This is a genomic window from Phenylobacterium sp., from assembly GCF_031360265.1.
Taxonomy (GTDB): Bacteria; Pseudomonadota; Alphaproteobacteria; order Caulobacterales; family Caulobacteraceae; genus Phenylobacterium.
The window spans coordinates 1-22,409 of the sequence record NZ_JANMBF010000151.1 but is presented as its reverse complement, the minus strand read 5'-3'; the positions used below and the strand labels follow the sequence as shown (position 1 = coordinate 22,409).

At 69.2% G+C, this 22,409-nt stretch carries 30 protein-coding genes; 7 read left to right on the top strand and 23 right to left on the bottom strand.

The window, feature by feature from the left end; translation table 11 throughout:
- Nucleotides 1-17 precede the first annotated feature (17 nt).
- The 7 genes from RMN86_RS14405 to RMN86_RS14375 all read right to left on the bottom strand — a co-directional run bounded on the left by RMN86_RS14405 (nt 18) and on the right by RMN86_RS14375 (nt 5,556).
- Nucleotides 18-983: a CsgG/HfaB family protein gene (locus RMN86_RS14405; protein ID WP_309606549.1), complete on the bottom strand. Its 966-nt coding sequence runs from the start codon at nt 981-983 to the stop codon at nt 18-20.
- 181 nt (nt 984-1,164) lie between these two features.
- Nucleotides 1,165-1,449 carry a hypothetical protein gene (locus tag RMN86_RS14400; protein ID WP_309606548.1) on the bottom strand — a complete coding sequence of 95 codons (285 nt, stop codon included), beginning with the start codon at nt 1,447-1,449 and terminating at the stop codon, nt 1,165-1,167.
- Nucleotides 1,449-3,125 carry an amidohydrolase gene (locus RMN86_RS14395; protein WP_309606547.1) on the bottom strand — a complete coding sequence of 559 codons (1,677 nt, stop codon included), beginning with the start codon at nt 3,123-3,125 and terminating at the stop codon, nt 1,449-1,451. Before RMN86_RS14395 ends, RMN86_RS14400 begins: the two co-directional genes overlap by 1 nt.
- Nucleotides 3,126-3,127: 2 nt before the next feature.
- Entirely contained in the window at nt 3,128-3,637 is a 510-nt protein-coding gene (locus RMN86_RS14390; protein WP_309606546.1) for an RES domain-containing protein, read from the bottom strand.
- Nucleotides 3,634-4,143 carry an antitoxin Xre/MbcA/ParS toxin-binding domain-containing protein gene (locus tag RMN86_RS14385; RefSeq protein WP_309606557.1) on the bottom strand — a complete coding sequence of 170 codons (510 nt, stop codon included), beginning with the start codon at nt 4,141-4,143 and terminating at the stop codon, nt 3,634-3,636. Before RMN86_RS14385 ends, RMN86_RS14390 begins: the two co-directional genes overlap by 4 nt.
- 76 nt (nt 4,144-4,219) lie before the next feature.
- Nucleotides 4,220-5,164 (bottom strand): SPFH domain-containing protein, encoded by a 945-nt coding sequence (locus RMN86_RS14380; RefSeq protein ID WP_309606545.1) that lies wholly within the window; start codon nt 5,162-5,164, stop codon nt 4,220-4,222.
- Entirely contained in the window at nt 5,161-5,556 is a 396-nt protein-coding gene (locus tag RMN86_RS14375; RefSeq protein ID WP_309606544.1) for a GntR family transcriptional regulator, read from the bottom strand. The genes RMN86_RS14380 and RMN86_RS14375 overlap by 4 nt, the downstream gene beginning before the upstream one ends.
- Before the next feature lie 141 nt (nt 5,557-5,697).
- Between RMN86_RS14375 and RMN86_RS14370 the strand changes: the two genes are divergently transcribed.
- Nucleotides 5,698-6,255, top strand: coding sequence for a hypothetical protein (locus RMN86_RS14370; protein ID WP_309606543.1), 558 nt, complete (start codon nt 5,698-5,700; stop codon nt 6,253-6,255).
- Nucleotides 6,256-6,363: 108 nt separating this feature from the next.
- Complete coding sequence (locus tag RMN86_RS14365) at nt 6,364-7,674, top strand: divalent metal cation transporter (protein WP_309606542.1); 1,311 nt, start codon at nt 6,364-6,366, stop codon at nt 7,672-7,674.
- 37 nt (nt 7,675-7,711) lie between these two features.
- On the opposite strand, the gene RMN86_RS14360 is transcribed toward RMN86_RS14365, so the two are convergent.
- The 4 genes from RMN86_RS14360 to RMN86_RS14345 all read right to left on the bottom strand — a co-directional run bounded on the left by RMN86_RS14360 (nt 7,712) and on the right by RMN86_RS14345 (nt 11,034).
- Complete coding sequence (locus tag RMN86_RS14360) at nt 7,712-9,094, bottom strand: carbohydrate porin (RefSeq protein WP_309606541.1); 1,383 nt, start codon at nt 9,092-9,094, stop codon at nt 7,712-7,714.
- An 83-nt stretch (nt 9,095-9,177) separates the two neighbouring features.
- The gene (locus RMN86_RS14355) at nt 9,178-9,876 is read right to left on the bottom strand and encodes a Fe-Mn family superoxide dismutase (RefSeq protein ID WP_309606540.1); all 699 of its coding nucleotides are present in this window, start codon (nt 9,874-9,876) and stop codon (nt 9,178-9,180) included.
- A 13-nt stretch (nt 9,877-9,889) separates the two neighbouring features.
- Complete coding sequence (locus RMN86_RS14350) at nt 9,890-10,240, bottom strand: DUF3147 family protein (protein ID WP_309606539.1); 351 nt, start codon at nt 10,238-10,240, stop codon at nt 9,890-9,892.
- Between the two features lie 44 nt (nt 10,241-10,284).
- Nucleotides 10,285-11,034 (bottom strand): hypothetical protein, encoded by a 750-nt coding sequence (locus RMN86_RS14345; protein WP_309606538.1) that lies wholly within the window; start codon nt 11,032-11,034, stop codon nt 10,285-10,287.
- 101 nt (nt 11,035-11,135) lie between these two features.
- Here RMN86_RS14345 and RMN86_RS14340 point away from each other — a divergent pair, with 101 nt between their 5' ends.
- The gene (locus RMN86_RS14340) at nt 11,136-11,483 is read left to right on the top strand and encodes a cupredoxin domain-containing protein (protein WP_309606537.1); all 348 of its coding nucleotides are present in this window, start codon (nt 11,136-11,138) and stop codon (nt 11,481-11,483) included.
- Between the two features lie 7 nt (nt 11,484-11,490).
- Here the strand turns inward: RMN86_RS14340 and RMN86_RS14335 are convergent, their stop codons facing one another.
- The 3 genes from RMN86_RS14335 to RMN86_RS14325 form a co-directional block, all read right to left on the bottom strand.
- On the bottom strand, nt 11,491-12,057 hold the full coding sequence (locus RMN86_RS14335; RefSeq protein WP_309606536.1) for a hypothetical protein: 567 nt from the start codon (nt 12,055-12,057) through the stop codon (nt 11,491-11,493).
- A 171-nt stretch (nt 12,058-12,228) separates the two neighbouring features.
- Nucleotides 12,229-12,711, bottom strand: a complete 483-nt coding sequence (locus tag RMN86_RS14330) for a VOC family protein (protein ID WP_309606535.1) — start codon at nt 12,709-12,711, stop codon at nt 12,229-12,231.
- Nucleotides 12,712-12,785: 74 nt separating this feature from the next.
- Nucleotides 12,786-12,980, bottom strand: coding sequence for a hypothetical protein (locus tag RMN86_RS14325; RefSeq protein WP_309606534.1), 195 nt, complete (start codon nt 12,978-12,980; stop codon nt 12,786-12,788).
- 122 nt (nt 12,981-13,102) lie between these two features.
- Here RMN86_RS14325 and RMN86_RS14320 point away from each other — a divergent pair, with 122 nt between their 5' ends.
- Nucleotides 13,103-13,567, top strand: a complete 465-nt coding sequence (locus RMN86_RS14320) for a hypothetical protein (RefSeq protein WP_309606533.1) — start codon at nt 13,103-13,105, stop codon at nt 13,565-13,567.
- On the opposite strand, the gene RMN86_RS14315 is transcribed toward RMN86_RS14320, so the two are convergent.
- From RMN86_RS14315 to RMN86_RS14295, 5 genes are all read right to left on the bottom strand, one after another.
- Entirely contained in the window at nt 13,527-14,435 is a 909-nt protein-coding gene (locus RMN86_RS14315) for an alpha/beta fold hydrolase (protein ID WP_309606532.1), read from the bottom strand. The two genes, RMN86_RS14320 and RMN86_RS14315, sit on opposite strands and share 41 nt — an antisense overlap.
- Before the next feature lie 35 nt (nt 14,436-14,470).
- Entirely contained in the window at nt 14,471-15,535 is a 1,065-nt protein-coding gene (locus RMN86_RS14310; protein ID WP_309606531.1) for an amidohydrolase family protein, read from the bottom strand.
- Between the two features lie 118 nt (nt 15,536-15,653).
- Nucleotides 15,654-15,857 carry a hypothetical protein gene (locus RMN86_RS14305; protein ID WP_309606530.1) on the bottom strand — a complete coding sequence of 68 codons (204 nt, stop codon included), beginning with the start codon at nt 15,855-15,857 and terminating at the stop codon, nt 15,654-15,656.
- A 119-nt stretch (nt 15,858-15,976) separates the two neighbouring features.
- Nucleotides 15,977-16,177: a hypothetical protein gene (locus tag RMN86_RS14300; protein WP_309606529.1), complete on the bottom strand. Its 201-nt coding sequence runs from the start codon at nt 16,175-16,177 to the stop codon at nt 15,977-15,979.
- Nucleotides 16,178-16,179: 2 nt separating this feature from the next.
- A complete protein-coding gene (locus RMN86_RS14295) occupies nt 16,180-16,335 on the bottom strand; it encodes a hypothetical protein (protein ID WP_309606528.1) in 156 nt (51 codons plus the stop codon).
- A gap of 348 nt (nt 16,336-16,683) precedes the next feature.
- Here RMN86_RS14295 and RMN86_RS14290 point away from each other — a divergent pair, with 348 nt between their 5' ends.
- Nucleotides 16,684-16,905: a hypothetical protein gene (locus RMN86_RS14290; RefSeq protein ID WP_309606527.1), complete on the top strand. Its 222-nt coding sequence runs from the start codon at nt 16,684-16,686 to the stop codon at nt 16,903-16,905.
- Nucleotides 16,906-16,999: 94 nt separating this feature from the next.
- Here RMN86_RS14290 and RMN86_RS14285 read toward each other — a convergent pair whose 3' ends face one another.
- On the bottom strand, nt 17,000-17,269 hold the full coding sequence (locus RMN86_RS14285; protein WP_309606526.1) for a hypothetical protein: 270 nt from the start codon (nt 17,267-17,269) through the stop codon (nt 17,000-17,002).
- Between the two features lie 171 nt (nt 17,270-17,440).
- Nucleotides 17,441-18,829, bottom strand: coding sequence for a hypothetical protein (locus RMN86_RS14280; RefSeq protein ID WP_309606525.1), 1,389 nt, complete (start codon nt 18,827-18,829; stop codon nt 17,441-17,443).
- A 171-nt stretch (nt 18,830-19,000) separates the two neighbouring features.
- Between RMN86_RS14280 and RMN86_RS14275 the strand changes: the two genes are divergently transcribed.
- Complete coding sequence (locus RMN86_RS14275) at nt 19,001-19,774, top strand: PIG-L family deacetylase (RefSeq protein WP_309606524.1); 774 nt, start codon at nt 19,001-19,003, stop codon at nt 19,772-19,774.
- Nucleotides 19,771-20,622, top strand: a complete 852-nt coding sequence (locus tag RMN86_RS14270; protein ID WP_309606523.1) for a GNAT family N-acetyltransferase — start codon at nt 19,771-19,773, stop codon at nt 20,620-20,622. Before RMN86_RS14275 ends, RMN86_RS14270 begins: the two co-directional genes overlap by 4 nt.
- Before the next feature lie 4 nt (nt 20,623-20,626).
- Here the strand turns inward: RMN86_RS14270 and RMN86_RS14265 are convergent, their stop codons facing one another.
- Both RMN86_RS14265 and RMN86_RS14260 read right to left on the bottom strand, forming a co-directional pair.
- Nucleotides 20,627-20,989, bottom strand: coding sequence for a hypothetical protein (locus RMN86_RS14265; protein WP_309606522.1), 363 nt, complete (start codon nt 20,987-20,989; stop codon nt 20,627-20,629).
- On the bottom strand, nt 20,986-22,059 hold the full coding sequence (locus RMN86_RS14260; RefSeq protein WP_309606521.1) for a glycosyltransferase family 2 protein: 1,074 nt from the start codon (nt 22,057-22,059) through the stop codon (nt 20,986-20,988). Before RMN86_RS14260 ends, RMN86_RS14265 begins: the two co-directional genes overlap by 4 nt.
- Between the last annotated feature and the right edge of the window lie 350 nt (nt 22,060-22,409).

Sequence of the window (22,409 nt, the reverse complement as noted above, 5' to 3'; positions counted from 1 at the left end):
GTATCAGGCAGGAACGCTCAAGACCTCGGGCTGATCATGGCCGACGACACCCAGCCCCGGTTGCCGTTCTCGTCATCGACTTCCCACCAGATGCCGTTCTTCTGGCCGGTCGGAAAGACGAGGTCGCCGACGCTGAAACTGCGCACCGATGCGGCTTGCGGCGAGGGTGTCTTGCGCATCACGATGGCGGTCTTGACGCTATAGCCCTGGACGCCCGCCGCCTGGCTTGCCTGGTCGCCGGTGGGCGCGTCGTGCTGCATATAGCGGACCAGATCGACATAGGCGTTGAAGTAGGCCGCCGTGACCACCTTGCCGATGTCTGTGTTGGCATAGCCGCCACCGGCCGCCGCCGCGAAGCCGCCCCATCCGCCGCCGCCGCCGCCCACGCCGAACGAGATGTCGGTCTTCTGTGAAACCCCCTCGGCGACATAGAGCTGCTCGGTGGTCCGGGCATCCACCAGGGTGATCAGCGCCTGGGCTTCGGACTTCTTGGTGCGGATGCCGCCGGCCAGGGCGCCGAGGCCGCCCAAGCGCGAGCCAAAGGCGCCGACCACCGCGCCCAGGGCGTTGCCGCCGGAGTTGGAATTGGAATTGGCCAGATCGGGCACGATGAAGAAGTCCGCGCCGGCCACCTGGCCCTTGCCGATGTTGGAGCCGCGGCGGAGGTCTCCGGAGGCCCCCAGCGCGGCCTCCTGGTTGCGCATCTGCAGCCCGCCGTTGCGATCAACGATCCGCAGGCACCCTGAGCGCGAGGCGAACAGCTTGATCAGGGTCTCGGGGTTGGACAGGCCAAGCCCGGTCCACCAGTCCCGCTCCGGCTCGCGGATGGCGGCGCGGCCCAGCGGCCGGTCGCAATGTGGCAACTCCGGCGTCGCGGCGTTCTTCGGACCCTTCTTGTCCATGCCGTACTGGGCCAGGGCCGGTTGCGCCGAAACGGCGGCGGCGAGCCCGATGGCTATGGCCGCGAGAGAGAATTTGCGCATGCTGACCCCGGGCAAATCGACAATGATCGATGGAACCTAGCGCCACGGCGACGCCGCTTCAATCGCGGTCGCGTGGCTTGCATCGGCCGCCAGGCGCGGCCCTTGGCCCCATGACCCCGCGCGCACCCGTCGCTATCCTGGCGCTGGCGATCCCCGCCGCCCGCTGGCCAAGCGCGCCTGCCTATCCCGTCAGCCACCGCCTGGGATGGCGCCACCCCAGCTCGCGGACCTCGCCGGGCGCCAAGCCGAAGCTCTTCATCCGCGCCAGCGTCAAGGGACGGATCGCCTCGACCGGCTCCTGGCCGGCCACCGGGCTTGAGGCGATGCGACCGGTCCGTCCGGCCCAGTCCAGCGCCGTCCACTCGCACTTGGCCTGGTCCTCGTGGCCGACCGCGAAATAATGACGCAAGGGCGCGGGCTCGCCCACCAGCTCGACCAGCACGCCGATCAGCCAACCCGCGGCCATCAGGGCGCTCGATAGACGACGGCGCCGTCGACCACCGTCAGCACCGCGTGGCCCTTGGGGATCGCGGCCTCCGGGGCGGTCATCAGATCCACCGAGAACCCCGACAGGTCGGCGCGCTGGCCGACGGCGATCGCGCCCAGGTCCTTTTCGGCAAAGCGGGCATAGGCCGCGGCGGTGGTGAACAGCTTCAGCGCCCGCGCCCGGCTGAGCCGCTCCTCGGGATGCCAGTCGGCGTCGGAGACTCCGCCCAGATCCTTGCGCGCCACCGCGGCGTAGAATTCGATCAGCGGCGCCCCGCGCTCCACCGGAGCGTCGGATCCGCCGACAACCACCGCGCCCGAGTCCAGCAGGCTCTTCCAGGCATAGGCGCCCTTCAGCCGGTCCTGCCCCAGCCGGGCGGGGGCGAAGTGGAAGTCGCCGATGGCGTGGCTGGGCTGCATCGAGGCGATCACGCTGTCGGCCGCGAAACGGGGGATGTCCGCCGGCCGCAGGATCTGGGCGTGCTCGATCCGCCAGCGGGCGGCCTTGCCCGCCGCCGGATCGGCCTTGAACGCCTCCTCATAGAGGTCGAGCACCGTGGCGTTGCCCTTGTCGCCGATGGCGTGGGTGGCGACCTGGATGCCGCTCTTCAACGCCTTGGCCATCGATTGCCGCATTACCGCGGGGTCGGTGATGAAGGTTCCGCTGATCGTCGGCGCATCGGAATAGGGCGCAAACAGCGCCGCGCCGCGCGAACCCAGCGCCCCGTCCATGTAGAGCTTGATGCCGCGCGTGGTGATCCGTCCGCCCGGCGTGGCGCGCGGCCCGCTGGCGAACAGCGGCCCGGCCTGGGCGCCCTCGACCAGGTTGTAGACCCGCAAGCTCGCCTCGCCCGCCTTGTCCATCGCCTCCAGCAGCGCGACGTCGGCCCAGTCGACGCTCATCGAATGGACGCCGGTCCAGCCATAGGCGGCTTCCACGCGGAAGGCGGCCTTGAATGCGGCGCGCTTCTCGTCCCGGCTCGGCGCATGGCGCAGCGGCGCAACGAGGTTCATGGCGTTGTCCACCAGGACACCGGTGAGCTTGCCGTCGGCGCCTTTCAGGATCTGGCCGCCGGCGGGCGCGGGCGTGGTTTCGCCGATGTGAGCTGCGCTCAACGCGGCGGAATTGGCGGTCATCGCATGGCCGTCCGCGCGCTGCAGGATCACCGGACGGTCCGGCGCCACGGCGTCGATATCCCGACGCTCGAGAAACCGGCCCTCCGGCCAACCGGTCTCGATCCAGCCGCGGCCATAGACCAGGCTCTTGCCCGGACGCCCGGCCAGATACGCCTTCAGCCGGCCCATCGCGTCGGCGGCCGACGTCGAGCCCTCGAGGTTCAGGGTCAGCTCCCGCTCGCCGATCCCGCGCAGGTGGGCGTGGGCGTCGGTGAAGCCGGGAAACAGCGCCGCGCCGCCCAGGTCGATCACCCGGGTCTTTGGCCCAACCAGCGCCTTGGCGTCGGCGCGAGCGCCGACGAAGGCGATCCGCCCGTGGCGGACGGCGACCGCTTGGGCCGTCGGATAAGCGTCTACCGCCGTGTAGATCGGCCCGCCCCAGATCACCAGGTCGGCCGGGGCGGCGAGCGCCCCTGCGGGGATCGCCAGGGCGATGGCGGCAAGGAAGGCGGCGAAGGCTGGGAGATCGGTGCGGCGCATGGTCAGGAGGTTGCCGGCGGGTGCAGCCTCGTGTCCAGCGCGAAGGCGTCCTGCGACCGCACGATCGGGTCCACGCCGGCGCGCGCCGGATCGAAGATCAGGTTCCAGCTGTGCGGCGAGACCGCGCTGGGGATGGCGAGCATTCCATGCGTAGCCAGCAGGGCGTCGCCGAACGCCTGCTGGCCGGCGCTGGGAATGCCCGGCCGCAGCCAGTTCGGGTTGGGAATCTCCTCAGGGGCCACCACCCGCACCGCGCGCGGATCCTCGATGCGCAGCGCGGTCAGCACGTGCGGCACGGTGTCGAGCGCCTTGAACCCCTTGTGCACCGCGACCTCGAGGATCGCCGTGCTGGGATCGAGCGCGCAATAGACCACGCGGCGGCCCTTCGAATTCCAGCGGCCGCCGGCCAGATAGGCGCCTTCACCGCGGTTCCACATCGCCGCGAAGGGCGCCGCGTCGAGGCGCCACGCCACCAGCTCTCCGCCGCCCAGCGCGGCCGGCAACGGCGTCACGTATAGACGCCGTACTCGACCCGTTGCAGGAAATCCTCCACCAGCCGCACGCCGGCGGGCGTGGTCAGAAGATCGATGGGCCGGCGCTGGTCCAGGCCGATGGCCGGCTGCTCGAACCAGTGTTCGGCGTCCTGTTGCGACCCGAGGATCGCTGTCGCGCGCGCCAGGATTTCCGCGAACTTCCAGGTCCGCCCGCTCTGTTCGGCGTTGAGCGGCTTGGCCGAGGCTTCCTTGCGCCGCTGATAGGTGCGCACGCTCATGCCGGTGGCCTTTTCGATCGAGGCGTCGTCGCGCAGCACCGACAGATTCTCGATCAGGAAGGACAGCGCCTCCGCCGGCAGGCCGTCGGAAATCAGTTCATGGGCGTCCAGCGGCCCCAGCAGCACCCGGTGCAGCACGCGCCAGCCCCCCAGCAGTTCCACCGCGCCCTGATAGCCCCCGCTCGAGGGACCCGCTTCCTCTGCGACACCGCCGGGATAGGGCGCGGCCACGCCGGGATGGGTCATCGTCACGTTGCCGCTCCATCTCCAAGACAAGTGTCGCAAAATGGATGACACATGTCGTCTCCGCACACAAGGCCAGTCAGCGCAGCGGCCGATCTGCTATCTGCGTCGCCTGCGCGGCCTGGGTCAGGCCCAGGAGCCCGCCCGGGTTCATGGCGTCGACCATGGCGGTGGGAATCAGGATCGTCGCGCCACGTTCCTTGGTGGTCTCGTAGATGATGTTCATGGCGCGCAGCTGCAGGGCCGCGGGGCTCTTGGCATAGATGTCGGCGGCCTCGACGAACTTCTGGGCCACCGCCAGTTCGGCCTGACCGAGGTGAATCCGCGCGGCGGCCTCGCGCTGCGCCTGGGCTTCTCGGCTCATGGCGTCCTGCAGGGCGGCCGGCACGCCGATGTCGCGGATCTCCACCGAGATCGCGGTGACGCCCCAGTCGGCAGTCTTGCGGCCGATCTCCTCGCGCAGCATCTCGTCGCCATGCTTGCGGTCTGACAGGAGCGTCGAGAGCAGGGACGATCCGACCATCTCGCGCAGCGAGGTCTGGGCCACCCGGCTGATGGCCGAGCGATAGTCGGTGATCTCCAGCGCCGCGCGCTCGGGATCGTGGATCTGCCAGAACACCACGGCGTCCACATCCACCGGCACGGTGTCCTTGGAGAGCGCCTGCTCGGCGTTGAACTCGGTGGTCTGGATGCGCTGGTCGAGCCACGACGAGACCTCGTCGATGAACGGGATGATCACGAACATCCCCGGGCCTCGGATCCCCTGCAGCCGGCCCATCCGCAGCACCACCGCGCGCTCCCACTGGTTGGCCATCTTCAGCGCCATGGGGATCAGCAGGCTGCCAAGCGCCAGGACGCCGGCGACCCAGAACAGCGGGAAGAGCGCCAGGCGCGCGGCCTGCACGGCCGAGAGCACGGCGGCGACCAGGAACAGAACAGAGAGCAGACCCGCCGGCGCATTGCCGCCGCGCCGGGTGAGGCCGGGCAGGTTCATGCGAACGCCATCCACGTAGCTGTTGCTCATCGGACTTCCTCTTTCTGCGCGGCAAGCGCCGCGATGCGTTGCGAAAGCGCCAGGGCATCGACCCCCAGCGCGGCGGCGGCGGCCAGGGTCTGGCGCGCCAGGTTGTCGGTTTCCCGTTCGTGCTCGTGGTCCTGCAGGGCCGGCGGCGGTTCGGCGACGAAACTGCCGCGGCCGCGCACCAGCACCACCGCACCGGCCCGTTCCAGTTCGTCATAGGCCCGGCGCACGGTGTTCAGATCGACCTTCAGCGCCACCGCCACCTGGCGCATGGTTGGCATCTGGTCGCCGGCGCTCAGCAGGCCCTGGCCCATGGCGCGCAGGAACTGCTCGCGCAGCTGCACATAGATCGGGACCCCAGTATCCCCCAGCCGCAGGGCGGCCAATATTTGCACCTGTGTATGCATACAATCATACAATACAGGAGAAGCTTGGCCCGTCAAACCGGGCGCCGGCCAAGGCGGCGGCAGTTGACGGGACACGGCCCGCCTTGGCAGTGTAGACGTGCGGACCGTTCGAGCACTGGGGCCACCACTTTGAAACGCCTGATCGTCCTTGGCGCCTGCGCCGCCCTGCTCGCCGCCTGTTCGCCGCAAAAGCCGACGCCCCCGGCCGTTGTCGCCAAGTTCAACACCGACGCGCTGTCGATGCCTGAGTTCATGGGCCATGTGGTCGATCCGGCGTCCTTCGCCTACTGGAAGGGCTCGGGCACGGAGGAGACCGCCAAGGGCGTCAAGGAACTGGCGCCGACCAACGACGAGGGCTGGGAGGCGATGGAGACCGCCGCCGCCGTCCTGATCGAGGCCGGCAACGCCCTGCAGCTGCCGGGTCGGCCGCGCGCCCCGGAAACCGATTGGAACCGGTTCGCTCAGGCGCTCACCGCCGAGGCGGTGCTGGCCAAGGCGGCCGCCGGAAAGCACGACAAGCAAGGCGTCTATGTCGAAGGCGCCAAGCTCTACCAGATCTGCACCGCCTGCCATAAAGAGTACGTCATCGACCCGGGCATCAAGGCCAACGGCCCGGCCAAGGGCGACCCGCTGCCGGACTGGCCGTCCGACATCGCGGCCAAGCAGAAATCCTACCAAGCCAAGTAGGGCCGCCCTTCGCCCTGCCCTCGAACGGTAGTAGAGCCGCGTCGCATCGCCGGTTGAGCCTTCGGGGTCGGCGCGCGTTAGGCTGGGAAGCCGCCACGAAGGAACGCCATGACTGACCCCAGCCGGCCCGCCGCGCCCAATGCGCATCGCGACGTCAAGCAGCCGGAGCGGCCGAAGCTGCTGCAGGTTCTGGGTCCCGGCCTGATCACCGGCGCGTCGGACGATGATCCGAGCGGTATCGCCACCTATTCCCAGGCCGGCGCACAGTTCGGGTTCGGCCTGTCGTGGGTGATGCTGTTCAGCTGGCCGTTGATGTGCGCCATCCAGGAGATCAGCGCCCGGATCGGTCGGGTCACGGGGCGCGGCATCGCCGGCAATCTGAAGAAGCACTACCCGAACGGCGTGGTCTATTCGATCGTCACCCTGCTGGTGGTGGCCAACGTCATCAACATCGGCGCGGACCTGGGGGCCATGGGCGCGGCGCTGAAGCTGCTGGTCGGCGGACCGCAGCTGGTCTACGTCGCCCTCTTCGGTCTTGGCACGGTGCTGCTGGAGGTCTTCTCCCGCTATTCCCGCTACGTCTCGATCCTCAAGTGGTTGACCCTGTCGCTACTCGCCTATGTCGCCGTGGCCTTCGTCGTCAAGATGCCCTGGCTGACGGTGGCCAAAAGCCTGGTGGCGCCGCAGATCACCTTCAGCGCGGCCTATATGACCGTCGTCGTCGCCATCCTCGGCACCACGATCAGCCCCTACCTGTTCTTCTGGCAGGCCGAGGAGGAGGTCGAGGAGGTCAAGGAACGGCCGGCCGCCAAGCCGCTCGAACGCGCGCCCGAGCAGGCGCCCGCCGAGATCAGGCGGATCCGCCTGGACACCTACATCGGCATGGGCGTGTCCAACCTCGTCGCCCTGTTCATCATCCTGACGACTGCCGCGACCCTGCACGCCCACGGGATCACCGACATCCAGACCTCGTCGCAGGCCGCCCTGGCGCTGAAGCCCATCGCCGGCCCGTTCGCCTTCGCGGTCTTCGCCATCGGAATCATCGGCACCGGCCTGCTGGCGCTCCCGGTGCTGGCCGGTTCGTCAGCCTACGCACTGGGCGAGACCTTCGGCTGGCATGTCGGACTCGCGCGCAAGCCGCGGCGGGCCAAGGCGTTCTACGCGGCGATCGCCATCGCCACCCTGCTCGGCGTGCTGCTCAACTTCAGCCCCATCGATCCGATCCGGGCGCTGTTCTGGAGCGCGGTGGTCAACGGCGTGGTGGCCGTGCCGGTGATGGTGCTGATGATGCATCTTGCCAGCCACAAACCGGCCATGGGCGATTTCAAGCTGCACACCGGCCTGAAGGTCGTTGGCTGGCTTGCGACCGCGGTCATGGCCGCCGCCGCCGTTGGCCTCTTCGCGACATGGGGGAAATAGCGGCCGCGAATTCCGGCATCGCAAGACCGCCGCGCGATTACCGCTGCAGATGCAGCCTCAGGGACACCACGTTCACGGGTCCCCGGTCGCGATTGTAGGCCGGATGCTCGACGACCTGATCGTCGAGGCTCAGGGTCATGTCCCTGGCCAGCGAAAGGCTGTAGTAGGCCTCAAGGATGGCCTCTGCACCCGGGCGCGGGAGGCGCCCGTCGCCCACCAGGATGCCGAGGCCGCCGGCGTCGAGGTAGCGGTGGCCGGCGTCCGAGAGCTGGTTGATCACGAAGGCGGCGGCCACCGTGTCGTCCTTGCGCCCCCAGCGCGCGCCGTTGACCGAGACGCCGGCCTGGGCGGTTCGGTCGATATCGGTGTATTCATAGGACTCGTAGTCCCCGTCGGCCCAGCCCAGGCGGCCGAACACCCCGACGCCGTCGGCAACCTCCTGCTCGATGTTGAGATAGACGCCAGGCCGGCTTCGGTAATGGCGAACCCTTCCGGTGTCGGCCAGCTGGCCCGTGGCCAACGCCAGCCGCGTCGCATCGTCGTAGCGCCCCATCCGTCCGCGTGTGACGAAACCACCCAGCCGGACGGCCCCGAGGCGTCCGCCGATGGTCATCCGGCGCTCGACCTCGCCGACCAGCTGGAACTGGCTGAGGTCGGAGGTTAGGGTCGCGTTGTTCGGCACGAGGGACAGGTCGAACACCCCGGCCCGCCAGGTCCAGTCGCCGCGATACCATTCCGCCGCGGCCCCGTAGGTATAGCCCCAGGCGTCGGCGGCGTAGTCAAAACTGCCCGCGGTGATCAGGCTCCAGTTCAGGAAGTCGTGACGCGGGTCGTGGGCGTATCGGTTGGTGTCGAAGATGTCGGTGGTGTTGAGCTTGCCGGCGGTGAACACCAGCCGGTCCCTGGTGCGTTGCGAGGCCAGCATGTTGAGGTCGGCATCCTGGTCGTCGGCCGCGCCGCCCAGGTTGACGGTCTGGCGCACGAAAAGGCGCGCGATGCGCGCATAGGGATGACCGCGCCCGACCTTCGCCCCATCGCCGTTCACATAGCCCGCGGCGCCCAGCGTGTCTGACGGTGCGAAGCCCTGGTACATCTCCAGGTTCCCCCAGATTTCGCCCCCGGCCCAGGGCCGTACCCCGGCGTAGAGCGTGGCGTCGAAGGTGTTCCCCCAGGTCGCCCGCGGCCTGAAGCTGTTGGGCCCCTCGAAGGCGCTGTGGAACGCCGGGTAATACTGCAGGATGTCGGTCGCCTGCAGATGCAGCGCCCAGTGTTCGGGCTCCACCGGCGGGTGCTTCGCCTGCGTCGCCTGGGCTGGGGATTCCTGCCTTGGCGTGGCCTCCTGGGCGGCGGCCGCCCCCGCGAAGCTCAGCGCAACCGAGGCCAGCAGCGCGCCGCGCCTGGCCAGCCATCTCTCAGACACTCTCACCTCCGGTATGTCGAACGCACAGCCGCGGCCATAACGCAGATTCAGGGGCTAGGTTGCGCGCTGCCGTCCAGGAGGGGTCAAGCCGCGATCGCCCGCCGGAACGTCTCGTTGGCGTGATTCCAGGAGACGATCTTCATGAACGCGTCCACGTAGGCAGCGGCCTTGGCGCCGTAGTCCATCTGATAGGCGTGCTCGTACATGTCGAGCGCCAGCAGCGGCGCGCCACCCGCCAGCGTCTGGGTGTGGTCCGAGGCCCAGCTGTTGACCAGCCGACGGTCATGCGGGCTCCAGGTCAGCAACACCCAGCCCGATCCGCCGCCCAGCGCCTTGCCCATGGCGGCGAATTCCGCGGCCCAGCGATCCAGGCTGCCGAAGTCGCGCTCCACCGCCTGGGCCAGCGCCGCGCTGGGCGGCTGGGCCGCGGTGAAACCCGCGAAATAGATCTCGTGCAGGATCATCGAGTTCCAGGCGATCAGTTCCTCCCGCTTCAGGCCGTTGATCTGAAACCCGGGCGCCGAGCCCATGTCGAGCTTGGCGAATTCGCCCCGGATCGCGCCCAGCCGTTTCACAGCGCCCACGTAGTTGTTGTCGTGATGGCTGGTCAGCAGCCTTTCAGACAGGCCCGGCACGGCCTTTGGATCGAAGGGCAGGGGCTGCGGTGCGAAGCCGGCTGCCGGCGGCGAGGCTTGCGCCGCCGCGGCGGCCGCGGTCGCGGCGCCTCCCGCCAGCGCGATGCCGCCCAACAGCAGGCGGCGGTCGATCCAAGGACCCTTCATCTTGTCGCTCCGTTCAGAGTTTCAGCCCGATCCGCGGGCCCACGGCGGTCATCGTCAGGTAGAGGCCGACGGTCAGGGCGCAGCCCGCGGCCAGAGCTGCCCAGAACGGAACGCCACGCTTCAGCAGCGCCGGGATCAAAAGGAACATGGGCAGGGAGGGCAGAACGTACCAGAAGGTCGCCCCTGCGTGGCTCGCCATGCGCTCGCGATCACCGGTGTCGCGCCATAGCCAGATCATCCCGAGCACCGAGACCAGCGGCAGGGAGGCGATCAGCGCGCCCGCCCCGGGCGACCGCTTGGCGACCTCCGAGACGATGGCGACGATGACGCCGGAAATCGCGGCCTTCAGGATCAGGTAGAGCATCGGCGCAGCCTACGCCTTTGTCGCGCCGCGGCCAGTCCGTTGCGTCAGAACCGGCGCTCGAACGCCATGACGAAGCGCAGTTGGCTATCGCTGTCGGCGCGCGCGGTTCCCAGCGGCAGAAGCCACGCCGCCTCCAGCTCCAGTTCGCCGCCCGACATCCAGCCAGGCTTGACCGCCCAGCGCGCCACCGGTCCGACATAGTGCGCCCGTCGCCCCCCGAAGGCCCGGTTGGTTCCCATGTCGCCGAAGGCCTGGGCGCCCAGTTTCAGCCGGTGGCCGACGTCGAAGGTCGCCTCGGCGGCATAGCCGAACCGGGTGTCGTCCTCGCCCGGGCGCTCGGTCAGAGCGCGCTTGGCGATCAGGTTGACCAGCGCCTCGAACCCGCCCGCCTGTTTGGCCAGCAGGATCTTGCCTTCCAGAACCCCGGACTCGTTGTGGATCCGCTGCTCGTATTCCAGATAGCCGCCGACATCGACGCCGATCCCCGGAATTTGTCCCACATAGACCACCGCCTCGACGGCCACCCCGTCCAGCCTCCCGGCCTGGCCGGCATGCTGCTCGAACTCGGCGATCGCCGCCACGCTCACTCGGTCGTTGAGACCCTGCTCAAGCTCGACGATCGCGGCCTGCTCCCCGTCCAACGGGCCGCCGTTCAGCCGCCCGCCGCGCAGTTCCAGCTCGGTCACGCCCTTGTGCACATAGGGGCTGTAGACCTTGCTGGAGAGCCCCTGGGCCGCCGCCGGGCTCGCCAGGCTCAGCACCATCGCCGCCGCCACCCATCGCCATCCACACATGTCAGATCCTTGCAGTTGATAGTCATTCGCATAAACAGTTGCGAACGATTGTCAATTGCAGCATAAGTCGGGCCTCGGATATGGAGCCTCTCATGCGCCTTATGACCCTTGTCCTCGCCGCCAGCCTGGCCGCCCCACCCGCCCTGGCCGTCCCCCCGACGCGTGACGCCGCGGAGGCCGTCGATGTGGTGCTGACCCTGCGGGGTCATCGCTTCACCCCGTCCAGCGTCACCGTGCCGGCCGGCCGGTTGATCCGCATCGACCTGATCAACCTCGACGCCGCCAGCGAGGAGTTCGACAGCGAGGATCTGCGCGTCGAAAGGGACGTCACCCCGCACGGCCGGGCGCGGTTCACCGTCGGGCCGCTCAAGCCCGGGACCTATAGATTCATGGGCGAACTGCACGCCGACACCGCCAGCGGTGAACTGCTGGCGGTCGAGACGCCTTGAGGGGGCGCTACTTCTGCGGTTTACCGGCCGCTTTCAGGTCCTTGTCGATGTCGTGCCTGTAGAGGCTGTCCTTCGGCCGGGGGATATAGCGCCCGTGGCACTGGAAACAGGCGTCGTACATGGCGCTGCCGGCGTCGTTGGTCTTGTCGTGGTCATGCGCCGTGGCCGCCGCCATCCCGGCGATGCCGGCGGCGTTGAGCGCCAGGGCATAGGTCTTCCAGGGCCCGTTCGGATCGCGCGCCCGGCCGTCCATCATCAAGAGGTTCCCTGCCTCGGCGATCTGGGCGGCGGTGTCGATGTTGATGTTCCAGTCGGCCTGGGCGGTGGGCACGCGGTCGTTGGCGCCCTTTTCGTCGTCAACCTCGCCGGAATGGGCCCAGTAGATCTCCGCCGCCGGATTGACGATGTGCCGCATCACGTCTTTCACCGACAGCAGGGTCCGTCGCGGCTCGGCCGGGGCAGGCTTGGGCGCCGGCGGGGTCTGGGCGAAGGCGGGCAGGGCGAAGGCGGGCAGGGCGAAGGCGGCCAGGACGCAGAGGGCGGTGGCCGTCAGGGCGAGGGTCAGGCGGCGCATGGCGTCCTCCGGCGTGTCGGGAGGCGTAGCTTAGTCGTCGTCGCCGCAGCGGGAAGCCCTTCCCGCGATCGGGAAGGGGCGAAGACCCTGTCACCAGACCAAGGGAACCAGGCGCTGGGTCCGGTTCATGTGGGCCCGCTCGCTCGGCCAGGCGTCACCGCCGGCGGCGGCTCAGGGTTTCGGCGCGGTATAGAGCTCGATGGCGTTGCCCTCGGGGTCGCGGATGACATAGGCCACGTTGGCGATCACCTCGCGGTTTTCGACGCCCTGAGTCTTGAGCCACTCGGCCAGCCCCTTGGCGTCGGGCACGGCCAGGATAATCCGGCCAAATCCATTCGGGCCGGTCGGCCGCTGCGGCGCGGCCAGCAGGGCGATGATCGCCGCGCCCGCCCCGTCGCCCAGCCCCATGATATATTCGAACGGCTTGCCCTCGCGCCGGTAGGTGTTGGCCACCGTCATGCCGAGCTTGCCCATGTACCAGGCCTTCTGACCCTCCAGGTCCGCGACGTTCAGCCCAGGCCCGGCGACGTGGGCCGGCTTCAGGCTGGCGGGCGGCCCCTCCGCTCGCGCCGCTCCGCCCAGACCCACGGCGAGTCCTCCCGCGAGTCCGACGGCAAGTTTGACCGCCCGGGCGGCCCTCGAAAATCTGGTCATGCTCGCGTCCCCTGAGTTCTGTCGTCCATCCTGGCGGGTTCGCGGGCGCTGGCAAGGGCTGGCCGCGGCCGGCCTCAGTTGTCGGAACCCGGTTCGCGGTCGGCCATGATGTGTTCGTAGACGGCGCTGGCCATGCCGCGCACCGTGCGCGCCGCGGTGTTCAGCGCCGCATCGCCGATCAGGCTCGCGCCTTGCGACGCCAGCTGATCCAGCTCGTCGGCCACCGCCGAAAGCTTCTGGTAGACCGCAATATCGCTGACCTCGCTCATCGCCCTCACCCCTACAGCCGCTTGCGGCCTTGGCAAATGCCCGCCGCGCTCGCCGGGCCGACGCTTCAGTCGCGGCTAACCAAGAATGTTCACCGCGACTTGACGGCCTTGGCCTTAAGACGATGACCGGTTTTCGCCGATGGGATCGCGCCGACGTGTTCGCCACCGTCCAGTTGAGGATGCTGCGCCTGACGGCCACCCTTGGGGTGCTGGCCGGGGCGATGGCGCTGGTCGCGCCGCTGGCGATCCCGGGGACCCTGTTCCCCGACGCCGTGGTGGTCGACGCCCTGGTGTTCTACGGGGCGACCGCGGGCGCCTACGCCATCCTGCCGTTCGTGCGGCGCGGCGACATCGCCATGGTCGCCATGTGGCTGGTGCTGGCGGTGGGCGTGGCGCCCAGCATCGTCGGCCGCGAGCTCTCCGCGGCGCACATGTTTGCCCACATGGCCGGGGTGGCGATGGCCGCCCTGCCGATCTACATCGCCCGTCGCCGCCAGTTGGCCCAGGGCGACACCCGCCCCTACCGCCGCCGCGGGCGCGAGACGCTCAGCGCGCCGGCGCCGACGGCAGACCTTGCAGCCAGGTGATCACCACCGCCTCCAGCGCGATGCGTTTGCCGCTCCAGCTGTGATCGGTGGCCTCGTGACGCGCGGTGACCAGCTTGCCGCCGTCGCCGCGGATCGCCTTGACCAGCTGGTCGGAGCCGGACGCCAGGCCGTCGTCGGAAGTCAGCACCAGCAGCGGCTTGCCGACCAGGCCCTTGGCCACGGTGGCGTTGAACGAGAGGCGGGGGGAAAACCCGATGATCTCGTCGGCCATCATCTCCGGCGATGTTCCGGCCAGGCTTTCCATGTCTGCCGCCATGGCCTTGACCACGATCGGCCGGGCGCCCGGCGTCGCGCCGCGCCCGCCCATGTCGGCCGCCGAGATCATCACCGCGCCGGCCAGCTGCGGATCCTGCGCGGCCGTCAGGGCCGTCACCCACCCGCCCATGCTGTGACCGGCCAGCACCAGTCTGCGGGTGTCGATTTGCAGCGTGCGGGCGTTGCCGGGGTTGCGCGCAAAGGCCAGCGCCGCGCGGGCGTCGGCCAGGTTGCCCTCGAAACTATAGGTCCCCGGACTCCCCCAGGAGCCGCGATAGTTGAAAGTCAGGACGTTCCAGCCGGCGCGCCGGATCGCCTGGGCCAGATCGAGGTTCTTCTCGTTGCCGGGCAGGCCGTGCAGCAGCACCACGGTCGGGTGTGGTCCCGCGCCTCCGGCCAGATAGGCGACGCCGTTGATCTCCACCCCGCCGCTAGGGATGTGCAGCACTTCCATGCGCGGGGGATGGGCCTTGTCCGCCGCCGGGTCGGTGAAGATCGCCGCCGGAATCGGCCGCGGAGGGGCTGATTTGCCCGTCGCCAGCCCGGGCGCGGCGCCCAGCGCCAGAGCGGCCGCCAGCAGGATCGCACGCATCAGGCTCATCTCCAGGTTACCGCCGACGCCAGGTCTCACAGGTCGAGCCGGTAGGTCTTGGCCGCCGTGCCGCTGAACAGCGCGGTCTTCTCCGCCGCCGAACAGCCCGCCGCGATCCGCTTGAAGGCGTTCCACAGGGTCGGATAGTCGCAGGCCCCCATGTCCACCGGGAAGTTGCTCTCGAACATGCACCGATGCGCCCCGAAGGCCTCGATGCAGGTCTCGATATAGGGCGCCCACTCGGCCGCCAGCTGTTGCGAGGACGCCCGGGGCTCGGCCAGGAACGAGGGGAAGTTGCAGAAGGCCATGGCCAGCCCGCCCAGCTTGACCCGCACATTGGGCGACTTGGCCAGTTCCACGATATTGGCCCGCCAGCCGTCGAAGCGTTCGGCCAGCCGGCCCTCATAGCCACCCCGGCCGAGCGGCGTGCCCACATGGTCCAGGATGATCGTCGTCTCGGGGAAGGCGCGCGCCAGATCGATCAGGTCGGGAAGCTGCGGCTCCAGCAGCCAGGCGTCGAACGACAGACCCATCGGGGCCAGGTGCTTAAACCCGCCGCGGAAATCCTCGCGCAGATAGAGCCCCGCCTCCATCCGGTTGAGCGGTCCCAGCACCGCCTTGTCGGCGTCGAAGGAGGCGGAGTTGCGGATGCCCTTGAAGCGCCCGCCGCCGGCCTGCCCCCCTCCACCTGCAAGAATGTGCGCCTCCAGCACGGGCTTGACCGCATCGCCCAGCAACAGGTCGACCTTGCCGACGATGCCGGCGCAGACCCGGGTCTCGCCATAGAGGCCGCTGGCGCTCATCGCCGCGACGCCGTTGACGAACTCGGTCTCGCCCACCGGGCTCATCGCAGCGCTGGCGCCGGCGTTGTAGAAGGACCCGCACTCCACGAACACGGTGGCGACAACCTTGTGCCCGGACCCTGTGTCGGCCAGCAGTTCGTCCAGCAGATAGCGCCGGGCGCTGGCGATGGCGGTCATGAAGGGGTGTTCGGGGGGCGCGCCCGGGACGACCGGGCGCGCCGCATAGCTGCGCTGGTCCCACAGGTGATGGTGCGGATCGATGATCGGCAGATCGGGATCGAGAATCGGTTCGGCCATTCGGATCACTCCCGGCGCGCCGCTCATCGGGCGACCTGGGACGATCCTCGCCTATCGCGGGGTCCGGCGGCAAACCAAAACGCTGGACCGGCTCTCGCGATCTCACATCTTGGCGATCTCAGGCTTCGGCGGAAATCTCGGCCGGCATGGCGTAGGCGCGCAGCGCGCCGGGCAGACGCATGGCCGCCCGGGTGGCCTCGCGCAGGTTCTCGAACCTGGCGGCCACGGCGGCGTTCATCGCCCATTCTGTCGGGCCCTGATCGCGGACGAGGTATTCCAGGCCGTTCTGGCTGGTGCGTGCGACAACTGCGGCGAAGGCCATCTCTTTGTCTCTCCGGCGTTCAACGAGCCGACTGTTCTGTTACGGCTCAACTGGGGAGAGGGTTTCAAGACCCGTGCCGCGTTCGTTGAACGGCGGTCTGTTGACGGCCTGTGCCGAGGTCAGCTGGGAGGACCGGCCAGGCGCGCCAGGTGCGCCGCCCCGGCCGCGGTGATGTCCCAGCCCTCGCGGCTGCGCTCGGCCAGGCCCAGATTGGTGAGCGCACGGGCCGCGGAGATGTTGACGAAGGGGACGTGCTGCCCCGCTTTCTTGCGCGCCAGTTCGTTCAACGCTTCGAGCTGGCCGCCGGTCAGGTCGTCCATCCCTAACCCAGCACTTTCAGCACCAGGCCCAGGACGGCGAGGGCGATAAACGCCCAGATGGCCAGCGAAAAGCCCACGGCCGCCAGCAGCCCCAGGACGCGCGCCAGCCGGGTGGGCGGGCGCGGACCGTCATCGCCAGTGGAGGGTGGTTCCGTCATGCCCCGTTCACGCCCCGCCTGTCGCCCATTGACCCTTGCCGGCCCCCGCCGATTGTTCGGGCGTGCGGGACGCCAACATCAGCGTCTGGCCCACCCCAAGGTGACTGGAGGTTAAGGGGCCACGTCCGCGCCCGCGGCGCAAGAGTGCTAAGGCTTTGGGCACAGCAGGATCGCGACAGTCTTCGCCGGAACAGCCCGGCGGCGGCGGCAGGGGAACCTGATCGTTGCGAACCTGCGAATCGCGACCCAGGCGCCGCGCGCGCCATCTCCCCAGCCGGCCCGCTTGGGACTAGGCTTGCCGCAGTGAGTCTGGCCGCCATCGGCAGGCTCCAACAGGGAGAGACCTCGATGAACCTCAAGATGATCGGCGTGGCGCTGCTGGCCAGCGGCTTTGCGGCCACCTCTGCTCTGGCCGCCATGGCGCCCATTCCCAATCCGCCGGAAAAGCCGGTGATGATGAAGCATCATCACAAGATGAAGCATCACATGATGAAAAAGGACGATGCGGCCGCCGACAAGGCCGAAGCCGCCGCCGCCAAGCCAGACGCTAAGCCGGCCGCCAAGAAATAACCTGTCGGCGCCGGACAGCCCGGCATGTTGTCCACGACGCAGCCGCCGCTTTGAGGCGGCGGCTGCGAACACGGGCCTGTTTCGGCGTGGGAACCTACTTCTGCTTGGCGGCTGCGTCGGCCGCGGCGTCGATCTTGCGGTCGGCCTTGGCGGCGGCGGCGGCGGTGCTGGCCGCGGCCTTATCGACGGCGGCCGAGGTGTTGGCGGCGGCGTCCTGCGCAGCCGAAACGGTGGCCTCGCCCGCGTGACCGGCGGCAGCCGCGGCATGGTCGCCGGCGGCGGTGGCTTCACCCTGGGTCTTGTTGGAGCAGGCGCCGAGCGCCAGGGCGGCGACGGCGGTGGTGAGGATCAGGGCAGGGCGCATTGAGGTCTCCGGAATGAGGCGGCGTGCAACAAGCGGGGCCGCAGTCCCTGCCAAACGCCTGAACCGGCCGTCGGCTCCATTGCGCGCAACACGGCGGGCGATCCTGCCGTCAATCGCGCGGTCGTTACGACCGGCGGTGGAGCAGGCCTTGGCCCCGGCTGCTCCCGCCGACTAAACCGCCTGGCGCCGCCAGGGCGTCGGCGGGTCGACGGCGGCGTAGATCAGGCCGGCCAGGGCCGCCAGGTCGGTGAAGTAGAGGTAGCGGTAATCGCAGGCGATGGAGATCAGGAAGAAGCTCGCGGCGAAGGCCACCCCGGCCAGTTGCAGGGCGGCGATGGCGATATCGCCCGGCTGCCGCCGCCAGAGCAGCAGCCCCGCCAGCAGCAGGGAGATCCCCGCATAGAACCAGTGCCGATAGGCCGGCGTGTCGATGAACCAACTCGCATAGTTGTTGAGCTGGGCGTCGGACTCCACAAATCGACGGACAAGCCTCAGCGGCGCCATCTTTTCGGCCGGTGCGTCGACCCCCACATAGATCGGCAGGCACCAGTCGATCACCGGCGACGCGAACACCCAGCGAAAATCCTCCCAGCGCACCCGCAGATAGAGGCCGGGGTGCTTGAAGACCAGGTCGAGCCACTGCTGGCCGGTCGCGGCGTCGGGCATCTGGTTGACGGCGGCGCTGATGGCGGGGTCGCGGTCGATGAAATCGACCCGGCGGCCGGAATAGTCGAAGGGCGCGCGGGCCAGCAGCACCGCGGTGGCCGAGGGCTCGACGGCGGCCAGGATCGGCAATCGATAGGTCCGATCGAGCGCCACGGCCCCGATCAGGTCGTAGGACTGCAGGATGTGGATACCGGTCTTGACGCCGGTGTCGGGCGGCGCGTGCGCGGGCAGCGAAAGCCGGGTCATCGCCGGACCCAGCAGCGCCACGGCCGCAAGGCCGCCGGTCGCCCAGCCCAGACCGCGCCGCCAGCGTCCGACACCGGGCTGGCCGCCGGCGATCCAGCCCAGCGCCAGGGCGGCGAACAACGCCGCGATGATGCCATTCTGGCGGACCTGGCTCCCCGCCGCCAGCAGCGCCAGGGCCGCCAGGAGGAAGAGCCAGCGCCGAGGCGCGTTCGGCCAGACACGGCCCGCGTGGGCCAGGCAGATCAGGCCCGAGACCGCGCAGTTGGCGAACATCACGTCCTTCCAGACGATCGCCTGGTAGATCAGCAGCTGAGGGGTCAACAGGATCAGCGCCGCCACCGGCGCCGCCAGCCAGCGGGTCCGGGGCCGCAGGTTGGTGAAGGAGGCCAGGCTGGCGAACAGCAAGAGGCCGCTGGCCGTCACATAGAGCGCGGTCCCGGGCACGATCGCGTCGAAAAAGCCCAGGATCCAGGCATAGAGCGCCGGACCCCAGGTCTCGCGTACGTGGAAGTGGCCTTCGTGCAACTGAGCCACCGAATCGTAGGACAGGTGCCCGGGCAGGTTCGCGCCCAGCATCACCAACAGGCCGACGACCAGCACCGCACGCAGGGCCGCCCTCGGCGTGATCTTCGATGCCAGACCCGTCATGCGCCCGCCAAAACTCCCGGCTATTCAGGTTGGTACGGCGCGCGCGCGTCGATGAGAAGCGCAAAACGCCGACGCTTGGCGGGGCGCGGCAATCGTGGTGAGTTGCCTTGCCATGGCCCACGGCGATCCTGCGCGACCCCCCGACACCCGGCGAGACCCCCGGAAAACGGCATGACCACCGTCTATGTCCTCGCCCATTTCGACGACGAGTACTGCGCTCTGCCACTGATCAGGCGGGACCTGGCCCAGGGCCAGGCGCAGCGGTTCATCCATGTGGTCGACTACAGGAGCCCGGATCTGGCCGCGCGGCGGCGGCGCGAGACCGTGGCCTTCCTGGAAAACCAGGGAATCCCGGCCGAGGCCGTGCTGCATCTGGGCGCCGAGACCGGCTGGCTCGACGGGCAGCTTCACCGCCATGCCGAGGCGGCCTATGCCGCGCTGGCATCGGCGGTTCCCGGACTCGTGGAGCGGGTGGTGGTCCCCGCCTGGGAGGGCGGCCATCCGGACCACGACATCTGCGCGGCCCTGGGGGCCAAGCTGGCGGCCGAACGCGGCGCCGCGGTCGACCAGATCAGCCTCTATCAGGGCAAAGGCCTGCCCTGGATCCTCTATCGGGCGTCCTCGCCACTGGCCGAGAACGGGCCGGCGCGGGAGATCGGCCTCAGCGCCGGCGAATGGCTGCACTGGCTGGCGGCGGTCGCGGCCTTTCCCTCGCAACTTAAGGCCTGGTCCGGCCTGCTGCCCGCCATGGCCATGACCTTCGCGCGCCAGGGCGGCTTTCGCTATCAGAGCCTCGACCCCCGGCGCATCGGCGAACGCCCGCACGCCGGCGGCCTGTTGTACGAACGGATGTTCGCGACGCCCTACGAAACGGTCCGCGCGGCTGTCGACAGGCTGGCGGCGGACGGCAAGGCGCCGTGGTTCACGACCGGGGTCGGGATGTGAGCGAGCTGGTCTTCCGCGCGGCCGAGCCCGCCGACCTCGACCGCACCGTCGAGCTGATGGGCCTGGGCTTTCCCGTCGCCCACAAGTTCAGCCGGGGTTTCCTGCAATGGCAGTATTACGACAATCCGGCCGGCCCCCCGCTTGGCTGCAACATCGACGATGGCGCGCGCCTGGTGGGCCACCTGATGGGCATCCCGCTGAACGTCCGCCGCCGCGGCCAGCCGGTGACGGTGACGCTGATCATGAACGTCGCCACCCATCCGGATTTTCGCGGGCGAGGTCTTTTCCTGGAGCTTGTCCGGCGCGTGGCGGAGATGTCGGCGGCGCGGGGCCATGCGGGCGTCGTTGGCGTCGCCAACGCCCAGACCATCCGCGCCTATGAGACACGGCTGAGTTTTCAGAACGTCGCGGGCCTGGAGGCGCACGTCGAGTTCCTGCCACAGCGGACCGACATGGCCCGCGCCCTGGCCACCGCTGACTTCGCCCACCGCTGGACCGACGACACGCTGGGCTGGCGTCTGAAGAACCCCGCCAATCCCCTGAAGATCGTCGCGGAGACGGCTGACAGCTTGATCGTCGAGGGCGCTTCGAGCCTGCCCTTTGTCCGGGCGCGCGGCGCGATCCCGCGCGAGGGACTGACCGCGCGGGGACATGGTCTGGCCGTGGGACCGGGCGTTGTGCTGGGCCTGACGCCCGCGGGAACGTCGCGCCGCCGCCTCGCCCTGCCAATTCCCGAGCGCCTGCGCCCCTCGCCGCTGCGGATGATCTGGCTGAACCACGACCGGCCTGGCGACCGCCTCGACCCCGACCGGATCCTCTTCAGCTTCCTGGACTTCGACGCGTTTTGAGGGGTTATCCGCGCTGCCCCTGCATGATCACGGCGAAGCCGCTGAGCATCAAGGCGTAGCCCACCGCGAACCGCCAGCCGAGCGGCTCCTTGAACACCAGCCAGGCGATCAGCGGCACCAGGCCCGAACCGACGATGGAGAAGGCGTAGGCCGTGGACAGTGGCACCCGCGTCAGGATGTAGAACCAGAACAGCGCGGTCATTCCGTACCAAGCGAAGGCGCCGATCAGCGGGACGTTGGTGGCTAGCTTGACGATCAGCGGTCCCTGCAGCCGGGCGTTGTTCTCCGCGGCGAACTTGAACAGGGTCTGGCCCACCGGCAGGGCCAGCGAGAACCCCGCGCACAGTAGGGCATCCTTGAGGATCACTTGCCGGCCTCCTGAGCTTCCATCCGCGCGATGGTGCGCAGATAGGGGTGGATCGGCCGCGTCGGCACGTTGAGCACGTCGAAGTTCAACGCCTGCATCAGCAGTTGAGCCCCCAGAATCACCGGCAGGGCGGCGGCCATCACCACGCCGGCCGAGGCCGCCCGGGTGTGGGGCACGGACATGTAGTGCGCCGCATAGCCCACGCCGAACATCACGAACAGCAGGCCGAACACCAGTTCCAGGCTGGCGGCGTGAAAGTCGCGGACGAAATACTGGCCGAGCGCCCGCTGGACGAAGTTCTTCAGGTGCTTGAAGGCGAACGGCCCGACGATGGCGCCGATCCGCAGGTTCGAGACCTCGCCCGCATAGCGCGCCGGCATCGGCACGTCGCGCACCACCGCGCGCAGGGTGCCCAGGTGGTAGAGCAGGTCGGTCTCGAAGAAGAACCGCTGCGAGACCCGCTTTTCGATCACCATGCGGGCCACCTGAGCCTCGATGGCGGTGTAGCCGTTGGTCGGGTCGAAGATGTTCCAGTAGCCGGTGGAGAGCTTGGCGGCGAAGCTCAGCGCCGCGTTGCCGAACACCCGGACCGGCGGCATCGTCGTCAGGTGGCTGATCGAGGTGAAGCGGTTGCCCTTAGCGTAGTCGGCCTCGCCGAGCAGGATCGGGGCCACCAGGTGGGCGATGTAGCCCAGGTCCATCTGGTCGTCGCCATCGACCTTGACCAGCACCTGACCGCCGCGGGCGATGGCTTCGCGATAGCCGGCCATGGTCGCCCCGCCGACCCCCTGGTTCTGCGCCAGCCGCACGACCACCACTCGCGGGTCCGTGGCGTTGGCCTCGATGTAGTCCCCGGAGTGTTCCGGGCAGGCGTCATCGACGCAGACGATGCCGTCGATCCAGGCCGGGGTCTTGGCGATCACGTCCAGGATGTGCGCCTTGACCCGGAAGCAGGGGATCACCAGCCAGACGCCGGCGCCTTCCAGGCTGGGATCGAAGGCGCGCAGCATCTTGCGCCGTTCCTCCGTGGGCCTGGCCGCGCCGCGGGCGATCTTGTCGATGGACGTCATGGGTCTTTCGGCGCGCTCCCCACTGCTCGGCTAACACGGAAGTCCCGACGGTGGCAAAGCCGAGCCGGTCAGCCGGCGGGGGGCGCGTCCTTGCCCGGCCCCCCCCTGCCTGTTACGAGCCCGCTAGACCCTGTCCCGGCTGACTTGACGCAAGTCAGCCGGGAAAGAACAGGGTCGTCGCTATATCTGGAGCCCTTCTCCTCCCCCCAGGTTGAGGCAACCTGAGGGGGAAGGGCTCCAGCGTCGGGAGAGTTTCGTGGAAGCCGCCACTCACATGCTGCGGACCGGACGGCGGGGGTCGCTGTTCGAGGTCCAGATGGCGCTGCGCGACCTGCGCGCCTCGATGGGGC

Bases quoted from the DNA above. Each gene is read 5' to 3' on its own strand.
- RMN86_RS14345 (WP_309606538.1), bottom strand. From the start codon at position 11,034: ATGTGTGGATGGCGATGGGTGGCGGCGGCGATGGTGCTGAGCCTGGCG.
- RMN86_RS14400 (WP_309606548.1), bottom strand. From the start codon at position 1,449: ATGGCCGCGGGTTGGCTGATCGGCGTGCTGGTCGAGCTGGTGGGCGAG.
- RMN86_RS14295 (WP_309606528.1), bottom strand. From the start codon at position 16,335: ATGACGGAACCACCCTCCACTGGCGATGACGGTCCGCGCCCGCCCACC.
- RMN86_RS14405 (WP_309606549.1), bottom strand. From the start codon at position 983: ATGCGCAAATTCTCTCTCGCGGCCATAGCCATCGGGCTCGCCGCCGCC.
- RMN86_RS14315 (WP_309606532.1), bottom strand. From the start codon at position 14,435: ATGCGTGCGATCCTGCTGGCGGCCGCTCTGGCGCTGGGCGCCGCGCCC.
- RMN86_RS14380 (WP_309606545.1), bottom strand. From the start codon at position 5,164: ATGAGCAACAGCTACGTGGATGGCGTTCGCATGAACCTGCCCGGCCTC.
- RMN86_RS14280 (WP_309606525.1), bottom strand. From the start codon at position 18,829: ATGACGGGTCTGGCATCGAAGATCACGCCGAGGGCGGCCCTGCGTGCG.
- RMN86_RS14365 (WP_309606542.1), top strand. From the start codon at position 6,364: ATGACTGACCCCAGCCGGCCCGCCGCGCCCAATGCGCATCGCGACGTC.
- RMN86_RS14350 (WP_309606539.1), bottom strand. From the start codon at position 10,240: ATGCTCTACCTGATCCTGAAGGCCGCGATTTCCGGCGTCATCGTCGCC.
- RMN86_RS14325 (WP_309606534.1), bottom strand. From the start codon at position 12,980: ATGAGCGAGGTCAGCGATATTGCGGTCTACCAGAAGCTTTCGGCGGTG.
- RMN86_RS14340 (WP_309606537.1), top strand. From the start codon at position 11,136: ATGACCCTTGTCCTCGCCGCCAGCCTGGCCGCCCCACCCGCCCTGGCC.
- RMN86_RS14355 (WP_309606540.1), bottom strand. From the start codon at position 9,876: ATGAAGGGTCCTTGGATCGACCGCCGCCTGCTGTTGGGCGGCATCGCG.
- RMN86_RS14320 (WP_309606533.1), top strand. From the start codon at position 13,103: ATGACCGGTTTTCGCCGATGGGATCGCGCCGACGTGTTCGCCACCGTC.
- RMN86_RS14335 (WP_309606536.1), bottom strand. From the start codon at position 12,057: ATGCGCCGCCTGACCCTCGCCCTGACGGCCACCGCCCTCTGCGTCCTG.
- RMN86_RS14275 (WP_309606524.1), top strand. From the start codon at position 19,001: ATGACCACCGTCTATGTCCTCGCCCATTTCGACGACGAGTACTGCGCT.
- RMN86_RS14305 (WP_309606530.1), bottom strand. From the start codon at position 15,857: ATGGCCTTCGCCGCAGTTGTCGCACGCACCAGCCAGAACGGCCTGGAA.
- RMN86_RS14290 (WP_309606527.1), top strand. From the start codon at position 16,684: ATGAACCTCAAGATGATCGGCGTGGCGCTGCTGGCCAGCGGCTTTGCG.
- RMN86_RS14285 (WP_309606526.1), bottom strand. From the start codon at position 17,269: ATGCGCCCTGCCCTGATCCTCACCACCGCCGTCGCCGCCCTGGCGCTC.
- RMN86_RS14260 (WP_309606521.1), bottom strand. From the start codon at position 22,059: ATGACGTCCATCGACAAGATCGCCCGCGGCGCGGCCAGGCCCACGGAG.
- RMN86_RS14300 (WP_309606529.1), bottom strand. From the start codon at position 16,177: ATGGACGACCTGACCGGCGGCCAGCTCGAAGCGTTGAACGAACTGGCG.
- RMN86_RS14330 (WP_309606535.1), bottom strand. From the start codon at position 12,711: ATGACCAGATTTTCGAGGGCCGCCCGGGCGGTCAAACTTGCCGTCGGA.
- RMN86_RS14310 (WP_309606531.1), bottom strand. From the start codon at position 15,535: ATGGCCGAACCGATTCTCGATCCCGATCTGCCGATCATCGATCCGCAC.
- RMN86_RS14385 (WP_309606557.1), bottom strand. From the start codon at position 4,143: ATGACCCATCCCGGCGTGGCCGCGCCCTATCCCGGCGGTGTCGCAGAG.
- RMN86_RS14395 (WP_309606547.1), bottom strand. From the start codon at position 3,125: ATGCGCCGCACCGATCTCCCAGCCTTCGCCGCCTTCCTTGCCGCCATC.